General features: G+C 71.7%; 13 protein-coding genes. 7 read left to right on the top strand and 6 right to left on the bottom strand.

Annotated features, from left to right (window positions below; genetic code table 11):
* Positions 1-31 precede the first annotated feature (31 nt).
* Both QSK39_RS08090 and QSK39_RS08085 read right to left on the bottom strand, forming a co-directional pair.
* Positions 32-1,348, bottom strand: coding sequence for a DUF2079 domain-containing protein (locus QSK39_RS08090; RefSeq protein ID WP_285476999.1), 1,317 nt, complete (start codon positions 1,346-1,348; stop codon positions 32-34).
* Between the two features lie 56 nt (positions 1,349-1,404).
* Positions 1,405-2,727: a sensor histidine kinase gene (locus QSK39_RS08085; protein WP_285476998.1), complete on the bottom strand. Its 1,323-nt coding sequence runs from the start codon at positions 2,725-2,727 to the stop codon at positions 1,405-1,407.
* Positions 2,728-2,789: 62 nt separating this feature from the next.
* On the opposite strand from QSK39_RS08085, the gene QSK39_RS08080 reads away from it, so the two are divergent.
* On the top strand, positions 2,790-3,626 hold the full coding sequence (locus QSK39_RS08080) for a maleylpyruvate isomerase N-terminal domain-containing protein (protein ID WP_285476997.1): 837 nt from the start codon (positions 2,790-2,792) through the stop codon (positions 3,624-3,626).
* A 4-nt stretch (positions 3,627-3,630) separates the two neighbouring features.
* Here the strand turns inward: QSK39_RS08080 and QSK39_RS08075 are convergent, their stop codons facing one another.
* Positions 3,631-4,611, bottom strand: coding sequence for a small ribosomal subunit Rsm22 family protein (locus QSK39_RS08075; RefSeq protein WP_285476996.1), 981 nt, complete (start codon positions 4,609-4,611; stop codon positions 3,631-3,633).
* 332 nt (positions 4,612-4,943) lie between these two features.
* Here QSK39_RS08075 and QSK39_RS08070 point away from each other — a divergent pair, with 332 nt between their 5' ends.
* The 4 genes from QSK39_RS08070 to QSK39_RS08055 are packed head-to-tail and all read left to right on the top strand — an operon-like array spanning position 4,944 to position 7,796.
* A complete protein-coding gene (locus QSK39_RS08070) occupies positions 4,944-5,369 on the top strand; it encodes a YciI family protein (RefSeq protein ID WP_284746836.1) in 426 nt (141 codons plus the stop codon).
* Positions 5,369-5,716 carry a YciI family protein gene (locus QSK39_RS08065; RefSeq protein WP_285476995.1) on the top strand — a complete coding sequence of 116 codons (348 nt, stop codon included), beginning with the start codon at positions 5,369-5,371 and terminating at the stop codon, positions 5,714-5,716. Before QSK39_RS08070 ends, QSK39_RS08065 begins: the two co-directional genes overlap by 1 nt.
* Before the next feature lie 39 nt (positions 5,717-5,755).
* Positions 5,756-7,021: an RNA polymerase sigma factor gene (locus QSK39_RS08060; RefSeq protein ID WP_285476994.1), complete on the top strand. Its 1,266-nt coding sequence runs from the start codon at positions 5,756-5,758 to the stop codon at positions 7,019-7,021.
* A gap of 4 nt (positions 7,022-7,025) precedes the next feature.
* Positions 7,026-7,796 carry a hypothetical protein gene (locus QSK39_RS08055; RefSeq protein WP_285476993.1) on the top strand — a complete coding sequence of 257 codons (771 nt, stop codon included), beginning with the start codon at positions 7,026-7,028 and terminating at the stop codon, positions 7,794-7,796.
* On the opposite strand, the gene QSK39_RS08050 is transcribed toward QSK39_RS08055, so the two are convergent.
* The 3 genes from QSK39_RS08050 to QSK39_RS08040 are packed head-to-tail and all read right to left on the bottom strand — an operon-like array spanning position 7,793 to position 10,819.
* Positions 7,793-8,344, bottom strand: coding sequence for an HD domain-containing protein (locus tag QSK39_RS08050; RefSeq protein WP_285476992.1), 552 nt, complete (start codon positions 8,342-8,344; stop codon positions 7,793-7,795). The two genes, QSK39_RS08055 and QSK39_RS08050, sit on opposite strands and share 4 nt — an antisense overlap.
* Positions 8,345-8,354: 10 nt before the next feature.
* The gene (locus QSK39_RS08045) at positions 8,355-10,040 is read right to left on the bottom strand and encodes an L-lactate permease (protein ID WP_285476991.1); all 1,686 of its coding nucleotides are present in this window, start codon (positions 10,038-10,040) and stop codon (positions 8,355-8,357) included.
* The gene (locus QSK39_RS08040) at positions 10,037-10,819 is read right to left on the bottom strand and encodes an IclR family transcriptional regulator (RefSeq protein ID WP_285476990.1); all 783 of its coding nucleotides are present in this window, start codon (positions 10,817-10,819) and stop codon (positions 10,037-10,039) included. The genes QSK39_RS08045 and QSK39_RS08040 overlap by 4 nt, the downstream gene beginning before the upstream one ends.
* A gap of 621 nt (positions 10,820-11,440) precedes the next feature.
* Between QSK39_RS08040 and QSK39_RS08035 the strand changes: the two genes are divergently transcribed.
* The gene (locus tag QSK39_RS08035; protein WP_285476989.1) at positions 11,441-12,637 is read left to right on the top strand and encodes a Mur ligase family protein; all 1,197 of its coding nucleotides are present in this window, start codon (positions 11,441-11,443) and stop codon (positions 12,635-12,637) included.
* Positions 12,630-13,337 (top strand): type 1 glutamine amidotransferase, encoded by a 708-nt coding sequence (locus tag QSK39_RS08030; protein WP_285476988.1) that lies wholly within the window; start codon positions 12,630-12,632, stop codon positions 13,335-13,337. Before QSK39_RS08035 ends, QSK39_RS08030 begins: the two co-directional genes overlap by 8 nt.
* Positions 13,338-13,347: the final 10 nt, after the last annotated feature.

Here is a 13,347-nt window from a genome sequence, read left to right as displayed (position 1 = left end):
CCCCGACTGGCCGGTTACCGCTGCGGTGTCTCTACCCACGGTGGAGCAGCACGACGGAGTCCGTCTCCGCGACGCGCAGGTACCCCGTGCTCTTCAACTCGTCCAAGGCGAGCCCCTTCGTGGCCAACGTCGTCGGCCACGACTGTTCCGGCTTCGCCACCGCCACCCACTCCGGCCGTTCCTCGGACGCGCCGTCGAAGAACAGCACCGTGCAGCGCGACGTCAGCCGCGGGGCCAGCCGGTTGGACGCCAGCACCGTCGCGTCGTCCGGGATCCGGGCCAGGACCGCGTCGATGCCGGCCCGCTGCGACGGTGTCCAGACCCCGTCCGTCAGGTGCGCCGCCTGCAGGCCCAGCGATGCCAGCCCGGCCAGGAGCGCGCACGCCGGGAAGAGCCACTGCCGGCCGGACCGCCGGACGCCGTCGGCCGCCGCGAGGAACACGATCGGCATCAGGACCGCGCTGTAGTGGTAGCCCATGCCCCAGTAGCGGTCGTTCGCCGAGGCCAGCCGCCACAGCAGCGTCGGCACCGCGAGCAGCAGCACCGGCGATCGCAGCGCCGTGAACGCCGTCGGCACCACCAAGGCCAGCAGCATCGACACCTTGACGATCGCCCCGCCGAAGGGGTTCAACCCGCCGCTGTGCGCGTACACGCCGGCCGGGTTCAGCGCCGGCAGCACGACCGTCACCAGCAGAACCGACGTCGCGACGCCGAAGCCGGCCACCACCCAGCCGAGCCGGCGCTGCCCCTTGAGCACCAGGACCACGCCGACCGCGGCGAGCGTCAGCGGCAGGTCCTCCTTGACCAGCACCAGCGGTACCGCGCACCACACCGCCGCCCGCCACCGCTCGCGCAGCAGGTGCTCCGCGGCGAACGCCACCATCGGGACGGCGAAGCAGACCTCGTGGAAGTCGAAGTTCACCGCGGACAGCAGCCCCCAGGACAGCACGTACCCGGCGGCCACGACCGCGCCCCGGCGGGCGCCCAGCACGCGGGAAGCGCAGCGCGTCACGGGTATCGCGGAGAGCGCGAACAGGAAAGCCTGCGCCACCAGCAGGCACGCCGGCGACGGCCACAGCAGGTAGAACGGCGCGAGCAGCGCCAGGATCGGGTGGAAGTGGTCGCCGAGCGTCGGCGCGCCGGGGCCGAGCAGGTCCGACACGGGCCAGTGGCCGTGCGCGTAGGACCGCACCGCTTGTTCGAAGATCCCCAGGTCGAACCCGCTCGCGTCGAACGTCCGCAGCCGCTGCAGCGACCAGGCGGCATATCCGGCGAAGGCGACCGCGGCGACAACGTGTGGAAGTGCGAGGCGCGGGCGGACCGGAGCCGGCGCGAGGTCGATCAGCATGGCGGGATGCTCTTGGGGCCACGCTGAACCGGAGCTTAAGCGAGCTGAAGACGTCTTCAGGCAAGCGGAAGACGCAGCTCCAGCCGCGCGCCGGACGCGCCGTCGGCGACGCGCAGGGTGCCGCCGTGCGTGCGCGCGATCTCCGCGGCGATCGCGAGGCCGAGCCCGGAACCGCCGTCGTCTTCGCGGGCGCGGTCCTCGTCGAGCCGCACGAACCGGTCGAAGACGCGTTCGCGCTGCCCGGCCGGGATGCCGGGCCCGTCGTCCTCGACCGTCAGCACGCTCTCGCCGCCGGACGCGGTGAGCGTGATCGTCACCCGGCTCTTCGCGTGGCGTTCGGCGTTGTCGACGAGGTTGCGCAGCACGCGTTCCAGCCGTCCCGCGTGGCCTCGCACCACCGGCACCGCGTCGAGCTCCGGTTCGATCTCGACGCCGTCGTGGGCGACCCGCGCGGCGACGTGCGTGGTCACCAGGTCCGCCAGCGCCACCGGTTCGGTCCCGGCGGGCTGGTCCGCGTCCAGCTTGCTGAGCAGCAGCAGGTCCGCGGCCAGCGTCTCCATCCGCGTCACGTCGAGCACGGCGTTTTCGCAGCTGCGTCGCCAGTCGAGCCGGTCGGGGTGGGCGAGCTGCACCTCGAGCTGGGTGCGCAGCGACGCGAGCGGCGTGCGCAGCTCGTGCGACGCGTCCGCGGTGAACTGGCTCTGCCGCCGCACCGAGCTGTCGAGCCGGGCCAGCATCTCGTTCATCGTCACGGCGAGCTCGGTGATCTCGTCGCCGGAGTCCGGCACCGGGACGCGGCGCCCGAGGTCGCCCGCGCGCACGCCGTCGACCTCGGCGCGGATGCCGCCCACCGCCCGCAGCGACCGCCGCACCGCGAACCAGGCGACGCCGCCCACGAGCAGCGCGGCCGCGGGCACCCCGCCCCAGAGGATCCGTTCCGCGGTGGCGACGGTGGCTAGACCGACGGGGTCGATCGGCACCGACGCCCGGACGAAGTGCTTCTGGTCGAGGGTCCCGGATTGCGACACGACGGTGTTCTCGCCGCCGAAGGGCCAGCCCAGCACGCAGTCCGGCCCGTAGACCACGGCCTGGCCGACGTTCGTGCGAGGAGCGTCCGGGCAGCTGTCGGCCTTGTCGGGGCTGATCCAGTACCCGGTGTAGTCGAGCTGCTTGGCGACGTCGACGGGCTTGACCCCGGCGTCGAGCAGGCCGGCGACCGCCCGCGCCTTCTCGCTGGCGAGCTGGTTCGCGGAGCTTTCGAGGCCACTGCGCAGCGCCTGGACGAACCAGTAGGACCCGAGGCCGAGCACGAGCGCCGCGGCGAGCGCGGCGAAGAGGGCGACCCGCCACCGGGTCGACCGGGGCAGGAGCCGGATCATGACCCGAAGATAACCGCACTCGGGAAGACCCGGGACGTCGTCCGGCCTCCTACCGTCGAACCGTGACGCCAGAGAAGTGGGAGGCGGTGCGCGCCGCGCTGCCGGAGACCGGCGCCCGGTTCGCGGACCTGGTGGCCGGCGTGCCGCACGGGGACACGACGTCGCTCGGCGCGTGGTCGATCGCCGAAACGGCGTCGCACGTCGGGATGATCGCGCTGATGTACACGTCGATGATCCGCGGCGACGGCGGTCCGCTGCCGCTGCCGGGCTTGAAGGACCCGATCGGCACGGCCAGCGTCGACACGATCTCGGACATGAACGCGCTCGCGCTGGAGCTCTACCCGGAACGCGACCCGGCCCGGCTGGCCGAGCGGCTGCGCGCGGACATCGCCGAAGTGCTGCTGATCAGCGCGGACCTGGACCCGGAGAAGCCGGTGTGGTGGCTCGGCGGTTCGCGCGTGCCGGTCGCCGGCGTGCTCGCCCACCTGGTGAACGAAATGCTGCTGCACGGCCTCGACATCGCCCGCGCGACCCGTCGCCGGTGGCCCATCCCGGCGGCGCACGAGGCGCTGTTCCTGGAGCTGTTCCTGTTCGGCATGGTCCGCAACGACATGGGCCGCCTCCTCGACGACGCGACCCCGTCCCCGCGCCGCATCGCGGTCGAGTTCCGTTCGGCCCACACGCGCCCGGCGGTGCTGGCTTTGCAGCACGGGCAGTTGCGGTTCGAGGAACCGGACGGCACGGCGGACGTCCGGCTCCGGTTCGACCCGGCGGTGCTGGTACCGATGATGTTCGGCCGGATTTCCCGCGTCCGGGCGGTTTTGAGCGGCGGCGTGCGGATCGGCGGGCCGCGGCCGTGGCTGCTGCCGGCGTTCCTGCGGACCGTGCGGATGCCCTAGCGGGTCAGTTCGCCGACCAGCCGTCGCCCCATTCGGCGTCCCGCGCGGCGCGGTAGCGCGTGCCTTGCTTCTTCGAGACTGCCACGCCCGGCTTCAAACCGTCAGTCGTGCACAGGTCGAGCGCGACCCACCCCTTGTGGTTCTTCGGGTGCCGGATGATCCGCGCGTCCGGCCGCTCCGGCGCGGACCGCGACGCTACGACGTACGCGAACTTCTCGTCCTCGAACCCGAGCGTCCCGGCCTTGAGCCGCCGGTGCAGGCCCGACCGCGGGAGCCGCGCGGCGAAGTGGCACCAGTCCTCGCCGGGCACGATCGGGCAGGCGGCGTCGTGCGGGCAGGGCGCGACGACGTGCAGGCCCAGCTCGATCAGCAGCGCCCGGGCGGCGCGGATCCGTTCGTAGCCCGCGGGGGTGCCCGGTTCGATCAGCGCGACCGCGCCGGCTTTCGCCGCCAGCCAGCGCACGACGTCGGCGCGGGTCGCGTCCGGCAGTTCGCCGAGCACGTAGGACAGCGTGACGAGGTCGGCTTCCGGCGCGGGCGCGGCGGGGTCGACGAACCCGCGCCGCCACTCGGCGTCCCGGACCGCGGCGTTCGTGGCCCCGGCGGCGAGCCGCTTGCCGAGCCCGATGGCCCCGGCGACCTGCTCCAGGACGGTGCACCGAGCCAGCGACGGCCACACGGCGGCGGCCGCCCAGACCGCGGCCCCGGTGCCGCCACCGACGTCGACCTGCGTCCGCGGTTCGAAGCCGGGAGCACGCGAAGCGGCTTCGGCGAGCACAGCGTGCACGGCGGAGTAGGTGGCCGGCATCCGGTAGCCGGCGTACGCGGCGACGTCGGCTTCGGAGCTGAGGATGGGTGAGGTCGCCGCGTCACCCTGGCGGTAGCGCGTGCTGAGCCGCTCGACGGACTGCGCGAGCCGCGGCACGGGGTGCCGGGCCAGCTCGTCGTCGAGCGCGGAGGAGAGGTCGTCGGGGAGTACCGCCACGACGGCAGGTTAGCCGGGGCCTCACCAGGGCCGGGCGTCGCGGCTGCGGGTCCAGTGCCACACCCGCGCTCCGCCGGATCTCGGCACGCGGGTAGCGCCTCCGGACTTCGCGAAGGGACGTTACCCGGACCGGAAAGCGGGCTTGTCCATGTCGCTTCCGGGTCTGCCGTGCCCCGGCAGTCCACCGCCGCGCCGGTTCGCCCCTGTCCGAATTGCCCCGCCGACCCGACCCTGAGCTGCTAGTTTTCCGGCGCGAAAACTTTTCGCCGGAGCTGTCGATTCACGGCGGGGCCGTTCGACGCGTGGGCAGGACCGACCGAGAGGAGACCGCGATGCGGTTCATGGTGATCGTCAAGAGCAACGAAGAGTCCGAGGCCGGCCAGGGCCCGAGCGCCGAACTGCTGGCCGAGATGGCGAGCTTCAACGAAGAGCTGGTCAAGGCCGGTGTCCTGCTCGCCGGTGAAGGCCTGACACCGAGCTCGCAGGGCGCGCGCGTCGTGTTCTCCGGGCGTGAAGAGCCGAAGGTCGTCGACGGGCCGTTCGCCGAGACCAAGGAGCTCGTCGGCGGCTTCTGGATCCTCCAGTGCCGCGACCGCGACGAGTGCGTCGAGTGGGTCAAGCGGATGCCGAACCCCGAGGGGCAGGCCGGCGTCGTCGAGATCCGGCGCGTCGCCGAGGCGTCCGACTTCGAGAACATGACGCCCGAGGTCGAGGAGCTGGAGGGCCGGCTTCGCGCGCAGAGCGCCGGGGACGCGTGATGCGGTTCCTGGTGATGGTGAAGGCCACCCCGGAGTCCGAGGCCGGGGCCGGGCCCAGCACCGAAGAGCTCGAAACGATGTCGAAGTTCAACGAAGAACTCCTGAACGACGGCCGGATCGTGTTCGCCGAGGGCCTCACCCCCAGCTCGGAGGGCGTGCGCGTCCTCTTCGACGGCCACGCCGAACCGAAGGTCATCGACGGGCCCTTCGCCGAGTCGAAGGAGCTCGTCGCCGGGATCTGGGTGCTCAACGGCGAATCCCTCGAAGACGTCGTCGCGCTCATGCGGCGCGCACCGAACCCCGAGGCCAAGGGCGGCGTCATCGAGATCCGCGCCATCGCCGAGTAGTGGGTTGCACCGCGCCCGATCACCCTGTCTGATGACCGGGTGACGGTTGCGGACACCCGGAGCACGGTCGAGACGGTTTGGCGGATCGAGTCGCCGCGGCTCATCGCGGGCCTCGCCCGCATGGCCCGCGGCGACGTCGGTCTCGCCGAGGAGCTGGCGCAGGACGCGCTCGTCGCGGCGCTGGAGCAGTGGCCGGAGTCCGGCGTGCCGCGCAACCCCGGCGCGTGGCTGATGACCATCGCCAAGCGCCGCGCGGTCGACCAGTTCCGCCGCAACGAGCGGTACGCCGAGAAGCTCGAAGAGGTCGGCCGCGACCAGCAGCTCGGCGAGGGCGTGCTGCCCGACTTCGACGCCGCCCTCGACGACCACATCGAGGACGACCTCCTGCGCCTGCTCTTCGTCGCGTGCCACCCGGTGCTGAACACGCAGGCCCGCGTCGCGCTGACGCTGCGAATGCTCGGCGGGCTGACCACCGACGAGATCGCGCGCGCCTTCCTGGTCCGCGAGTCGACGATCGCGCAGCGGATCGTCCGGGCGAAGAAGGCCCTCGCGGCGGCGAAGGTCCCGTTCGAGGTGCCCGAGGGCGACGAGCGCGTCGCCCGGCTGTCGTCCGTGCTCGAGGTCCTCTACCTGGTGTTCAACGAGGGCTATTCGGCGACCCGCGGCGACGACTGGATGCGCCCGGCGCTCTGCGAAGAGGCGATGCGCCTCGGCCGCGTGCTGGCCGGGCTGATGCCGGGCGAGTCCGAGGTGCACGGCCTGGTCGCGCTGATGGAACTGCAGTCGTCACGCTCGAAGGCCCGCACCGGCCCGAACGGCGAGCCGGTGCTCCTGCTGGACCAGGACCGAGGCCGCTGGGACCGCTTCCTGATCCAGCACGGCCTGGCGGCGCTGACGCTGTCGGAGCAGATCGCCGACGGTGCGTACGGCCCGTACTCCGCCCAGGCGGCGATCGCGGCGTGCCACGCCCGCGCCCGGACGGCGGACGAGACGGACTGGGCGCGCATCGCGGCGCTGTACGAGGGGCTCGGCAAGCTCCAGCCGTCCCCGGTGATCGAGCTGAACCGCGGGGTGGCGGTGGCGATGGCGTACGGCCCGGCGGCGGGCCTGGAGGTCGTCGACGCGGTGGCCGACGATCCGGCGCTGAAGGACTACCACCTGCTCCCGAGCGTCCGCGGCGACCTGCTGGAGAAGCTGGGCCGCCCGGCGGAGGCGGAGCAGGAGTACAGACGGGCGGCGGAGATGACGGAGAACGCCCGCGAGCGGGCACTGCTGCTGGACCGCGCGACGGCGGTGGGCAGCTGACACCGTGCTCGCCTCGCTGCTGCCCGGCTTCCGCGACGTCCGCAGTGCGCTGGTGGCGGGGTACATGTGGTTCTGCGCCGGCTGGCTGCTGATCGGTCATTACCGGCCGCCGTCGGCGGGGTTGCTGGCGAAGCCGGCGGTGGAGCTGCTGGAGCTGTTCGGGACGGGTGGACGGCTCGCCGCGATCAGCGTGCTGTGCCTGCTGATCGGCGAGGTGACGGGCACGCTCGTGCAGTCGGCGTTCTTCCGGCTGAGCCTTGCTTACCTGCGGAAGCTAACGTCGGAGAACCTTGCCCACCGGCCGCGCGGTCTGTTGTCGGCGTTCCGGCCGCTGAGCGGCCGGGCGATTGGCCGCGTGCGCGGCCGGATCCGGCACGAACTTCGCCAGCGCCAGGAGAGCACGACATCCGAAGCCACCCCTCGTGGCGTCGATCAGCATGACGTCGACCGGGTCACGATCGGGGCACTGACCGAGGTGCTGTACATGTCACCGCGGCTGATCGTCGCGAAGCCGGAGCTGTACGCCGAATTCAGCCGGATCAAGGGCGAGAGCGAATTTCGCGATGCGATCCTGCTGCCGTTGCCAGTGCTCGCCGTAGCGGTGTGCGTCAACTTGTCTGCGCCGACCTGGCTCGAAGCGGTAGTTCTAGCGGCGACTGGCTTCGCCGACATCTACCTGTTCGTCCAGTCGCGCAAGCATTTTCGTGAGGCACACAGCTTGATCGGTCACAGCATCGCGGACGGGACGATCAGCTCGGCTTCCATGGACGGCTAGCGATCCCGCCAAGCCATCGGTGACAGCGTCAACGCAGCTTCCGCGATCTTCTTCGCCGTCTCCGTCGTGAGGCCCTTCCGCGCCGACTCGATCCACTCGTCGACGCGCTGCACCCCGACGTCCCGGTACTCCAGCGCCTGCAGCAGCATCTCCAGCTTGTCCGCATCCTTGGCACACAACGCCTCGGCCGACGATCGGGTCTCGTACTCGTCCACGGCGTCCCGGACCAGCGCCTGCGACCGCGCAGGCAGCGACGCCGTCTGGTCGGCCGTGATCTCCCGTGGCTCGGGCTTCCGCAAGTAGTCCACCGCCGTCAGCGGCAGATCACCCGTCCGGGTCTCCTGCGTGTCGTGCCACAGGGCCAGGAACGCCGCCCGCTCCGGTGACGCCCCTTCCTCCGCCGCGAGCAGCGCCGCCAGCTGGGCGGCCCGCAGGCTGTGCTCGCCGACCGACTCCGGGTCGCGCACCCCCGCGTGCCACCAGCCCGACCGGCGGACGCGCTTCAGCAGACCCAGCTCGTACCCGAAGGCGGCAAGCGACTCACTCATGCCGCCCAGCCTAGGGCGACGGGATCATCGCCGTCAGGATCGTCGCCTGCAGCAGGGAAATCACGCCGACCACCGCGGTCAGCAGCAGCGACCACAGGAACGTCTGCCGCAGCAGCGACCCCTCCTTGCCGCTCTGCCCGATCGCCGTCGCGCCGATCGAGAGGTTCTGCGGCGAGATCATCTTGCCCATCACGCCGCCCGACGTGTTCGTCGCGCCCGCCAGGATCGGGTTCAGGTTCAGCTGCTGGGCCGAGATCACCTGCATCGGGCCGAACAGGCTGTTCGTCGACGCGTCCGACCCCGTCAGGAACACGCCCAGCCAGCCGATGTAGGCCGAGAACAGCGGGAAGACCGCGCCTGTCGTCGCCAGGGCCAGGCCGAGCGTCTGCGTCGCGCCCGAGTAGTTCATCACGAACGCGATCGCCAGGATCATGAAGATCGTCGCGAGTGCCCAGCGCATCTGGAACAGCGTCTGCCGGTACGTCTTGAGCAGCAGACCGCCGCGCCCGCCCATCGCGAACCCGGCGATCACCGCCGCGATCAGGGCGACCGTGCCGGGCGAGAACAGGAAGTCCACCGTGAACGTCGCCGCGTACGGCGCGTTCTTCGCGGTGATCGGCGGGTGCTGGATCACGTGGTTGTGCAGCCCCGGCCAGGCGAAGATCCAGTCCGCCTTGTGCAGCAGCTTCGTCAGGTCCAGCCAGGTGGGCAGGTTCTTGAAGATCGTGCCGATCCGCGACAGGAAGATCGCCAGGATCAGGATGATGTAGGGCATCCACGCGTAGAGCGCGCCGCGCTCGGACCGCGCCGCACCCAGGCTTTTGACAGCGCTTTCTTCGCCCTCGAAGCGCCAGACGGTCGCGGGCTGCCAGAACCGCGTCAGGATCCACAGCGCGGCCATCGCGGTGAGCGCGGCGAGGACGTCGACCAGGCTGGCGCTGATGTAGTTGGACGCGACGAACTGCATGGCCGCGAACGCGAGCCCGGCGGTCAGCACCGCCGGCCACACCTCGAGCATGCGCTTCCAGCCGGCGAGGACCACGACCAGGAACGCGGGGATGATCAGCGCCAGCACCGGGACCTGGCGGCCGACCGCCGCCGAGAACAGCTCGGTCGCCTGGTCCGGCTTGAGGTGCATGATCGGCGCGGTCAGCCTGCCGAGCACGATCAGCGGGTTGCCGAGCCCGCCGAACGCGACCGGCGCGGTGTTCGCCAGCAGCGCCAGCACGACGGCTTTCACCGGCGGGAACCCGAGCGCGGCCATCATCGCGGCGGTGATCGCGATCGGCGACCCGCCGCCCGCGACGCCTTCGAGCAGCGCGCCGAAGCCGAACGCGATGAGCAGCGCCTGCAGCCGCCGGTCCTCGCTGAACCCGGCGAGCACGCGCTTGATCGCGTCGAACCGGCCGGTGGCGACCGTGACGTTGTGGAAGTACACGGCGTGGAAGGCGATCCAGGCCACCGACCACACGCCGAACACGACGCCCATCGCGGCGGAGTCGAACGCCAGCGCGGCCGGCATCCGGTACAGCAGCAGGGCGACGCCGAGCGCGGTGACCAGCGCGAGCGCCGCGGAAAGGTGCGCGGAGAAGCGGACCACGCCGAGCGCGACCAGCAGCACGATGATGGGGAGCGCGGCGAGCAGCGCGGAGATCCACAGCCCGCCCGCCGGCTGGTAGTCCTGGATCCAGGTCATGCCCGCTGCCCCCGGACGTAGCCGAGCCGCAGCGACAGGGCGGCGGCGGTCCCGGCCACGGAGGCCCCGAGCTCGTCGAGGCGGCGCAGCACGCGCGGCGCCGGCCCGGCGATGCTGATGGCGGCGATCGGCCGCCCCGAGTGGTCGCGCACGGCGGCGGCGACGCACCCGACGTCCGGCTCGTTCTCGACCTCGTCGATCGCCCAGCCGCGGCGGCTGGTCCGGGCGAGGTCGTCGAGCAGGCGGAGCGGGTCGTTGATCGTCTTGAGCGTCAAGGAGTCGAGCTTCATCCGCCGGACGCGCTCGGCCCGGTCGGCTTCGGGAAGGGCGGCGAGCCAGGCTTTCCCGAGCGAGGTCGCGTGCTGCGGCCGGCGCGTGCCGAGGCGGCAGGCGAGGGTGACGGCGCTGGCACTGCGTTCGGTGGCGACGTAGACCATGGTGTCGTTGTCGGGAACGGCGAGGTAGGTGGTCTCCCCGGACCGTTCGGCGAGCGACGCGAGGTACCGCGGCGCACACCGGTGCAGATCGGTGGCGGCCATGGCCCGCGCCCCGAGTTCGACGAGCCGGGTCCCGAGCCGCACCCGGCCGGTGACCTGGTCGGCTTCGAGGTATTCGAGACTCTTCAGGGTGCCGACGATGCGGTAGGCGGCACTGCGGGAAAGCCCCAGTTGCCGCGCGATCGCATTGGTGGAAATCTCCTGGTGCCGACCCACGTGCTCGAGCACCGCGAGTCCGCGTTCGAGAGTTCCGCTGTTCTCCAGTGCGCGCTCCGGTCCCACGATGCCCTCCGTTGGACGTTCCCGGTTTCGCTCAGCGGTACGCATTTCCGCTGGGTGGGGTTGGACGGTAACACCTCCGATGTATGGGCGGAAGATCTTGAAACGTCTCAGAAGAAGACTTGGATAATGCGGTTACTTGCGCGAGCTAATTGGTACAACCTCCGATGGTTAAGTTTCCTACCTATGGCGGTTGCGGAGCTCGTGGCGAGGTTGTTCGACAAGTTCGAAGGGGATTGGTTCATATCCGTGAATGGGTTGTGAAGGGAGTAGAGAGGTTGTCAACAGGCGGCTCGTGATGTGGATAAGCCGGGGCGGGCGAGGGCTTTTGGGGGCTTTTGTCGGAGGGTGGCGCCGCCTCGGGGAGAGGGCAAGCCGGTCGCCAGGGGCCCTCCCGGAGAAGGCGAGCAGGTCGCGAACCCAGCAGCGATGCCGGCCGCGCGCCCGAACGTCCGGATGAGTCCTTCAGGACCTCCGGAGACCCGAATGCCTCATTCAAGACGTCTCGACCGAAGCCGCCCGAACGCGCCGGTGGCCCCGGTCACGGACTCAGCGAAATCACAGCGCCCGCCGAGCACCATCCAACCGGTGTCCGCCCGCAGCCCCCTTCGTACCCGCGCTTCCGTGACCGCCGGGCGTGTCTCCGCCTGGCTCTCGCGCCGGGCCGGGCTCGGCCACGGTGGTGTCATCGGTGGCCGCGTCACCCTTGCTCTCGATCCGCACGCGCTGAAAACCCTCGGCCGGGAGCGCACCGTCGTTCTCGTCACCGGCACCAACGGCAAGACCACCACCGCGCTGATGATCACGCGCGCCCTCGAAGCACTCGCCGAAGTCGCCGCCAACAGCGATGGCGCCAACATGCCCGACGGCATCCTCGCCGCACTCGCCGCGCGCCCCGACGCGCCCTACGCCGTTCTCGAAGTCGACGAGACCTACCTGCCCTGGGTCGCCGAGCAACTGGACCCCGCTGTCCTCGTCCTGCTCAACCTCAGCCGCGACCAGCTCGACCGCGTCGGCGAAGTCCGCTCGACCGAACGCGATCTGCGCGCCGCGATCGCCGCTCATCCCGGAACCACGATTGTCGCCAATTGCGACGACGTTCTCGTCACCTCCGCGGCGACCGCGGCCGCCAAGCCGCCGCTCTGGGTCGGCACCGGCCGCCGCTGGACCGGCGACTCCACCGCCTGCCCGCGCTGCGACGGCCGGATCGCCAGCACCAAAGAACACTGGAGCTGCCCCTGCGGCCTCGCCCGCCCCGAGCCCACCTGGACCCTCGACGGCGACCTCGTCGACACGCCCGGCGGTCGCCAAGTCGACTTGGACCTGCGGCTGCCCGGGGACGCGAACCGCGCGAACGCCGCCTTCGCGCTCGCTGCCGCGCACCGGCTCGGCGTGCCGCCGCACACCGCCGCCGCGCGGCTGCGGACCATCACCGACATCGGCGGCCGCTACCGGACGATCCGCCGCTCGCGGCACTCCGTGCGGCTGATGCTGGCCAAGAACCCGGCCGGCTGGGTCGAGACGCTGCGCGTGCTCGACGAGGACACCCCGGTCGTCGTCGCGGTCAACGCCCAGGAAGCCGACGGCCGCGACCTCTCCTGGCTCTGGGACGTGCACTTCGAGCGGCTGCGCGGCCGCCAGGTCGTCGTCACCGGCGAGCGCGGCGCCGACCTCGCCGTCCGCCTCTGCTACGCCGAGGTCGCGCACTGGGCCGAGCCCGACCCGGTCGCCGCGATCGACGCGTTGCCGCCCGGCGGCGTCGAGCTCGTCGCCAACTACACCGCATTCCGCGACTTGGTCGGCAGGCTGCCCGGTGCGTGACTCGACCGTCCACATCGGACTTCTGCTGCCCGAGGTGCTCGGCACCTACGGCGACACCGGCAACGCGCAGGTCCTCTGCCAGCGGCTGCGCTGGCGCGGGTTCGACGCCGAGGTCGTGCCGGTCGGGCTCGGCGAGCCGGTGCCGTCCACTTTGGACCTCTACCTGCTCGGCGGCGGCGAGGACGGCGCCCAGGCCCTGGCCGCGGCCCACCTGCGCAAGTACCGGCGGGCCCTCACGCCCGAGGCGGTCGTCTTCGGCGTCTGCGCCGGCCTGCAGGTGCTCGGCACCCGCTTCCGCGGCCTCGACGGCGTCGACCACGACGGCCTCGGCCTGCTCGACGTCACCACCGAGCCCGGCGAGCGCCGCGCGGTCTCCGAACTGGTCGCGACGTCGTCCGAAATCCTGGACAACGCCCCGCTCACCGGCTTCGAGAACCACCTCGGTGTCAGCAAGCTCGGCGCCGGCAGCGAGCCGCTCGGCCAGGTCGTGCGCGGCACCGGCAACGGCGACGGCACCGAGGGCGCGGTGACCGACCACATCGTCGGCACCTACCTGCACGGCCCGGCGCTCGCCCGCAACCCCGCGCTCGCGGACCTCCTGCTGACCTGGACGGCCGGGCACCCGCTGCCCGCCCTCGAACTGCCCGAAGTCGACCGCCTGCGCGGTGAACGCCTCGCGCGCCGCCGCCGGACACCGTGATCGCCGGTTA

It is taken from the genome of Amycolatopsis sp. NBRC 101858 (assembly GCF_030269325.1).
In the GTDB taxonomy this organism is placed as follows: domain Bacteria; phylum Actinomycetota; class Actinomycetes; order Mycobacteriales; family Pseudonocardiaceae; genus Amycolatopsis; species Amycolatopsis ponsaeliensis.
This window is presented reverse-complemented; position numbering and strand designations above follow the sequence as displayed.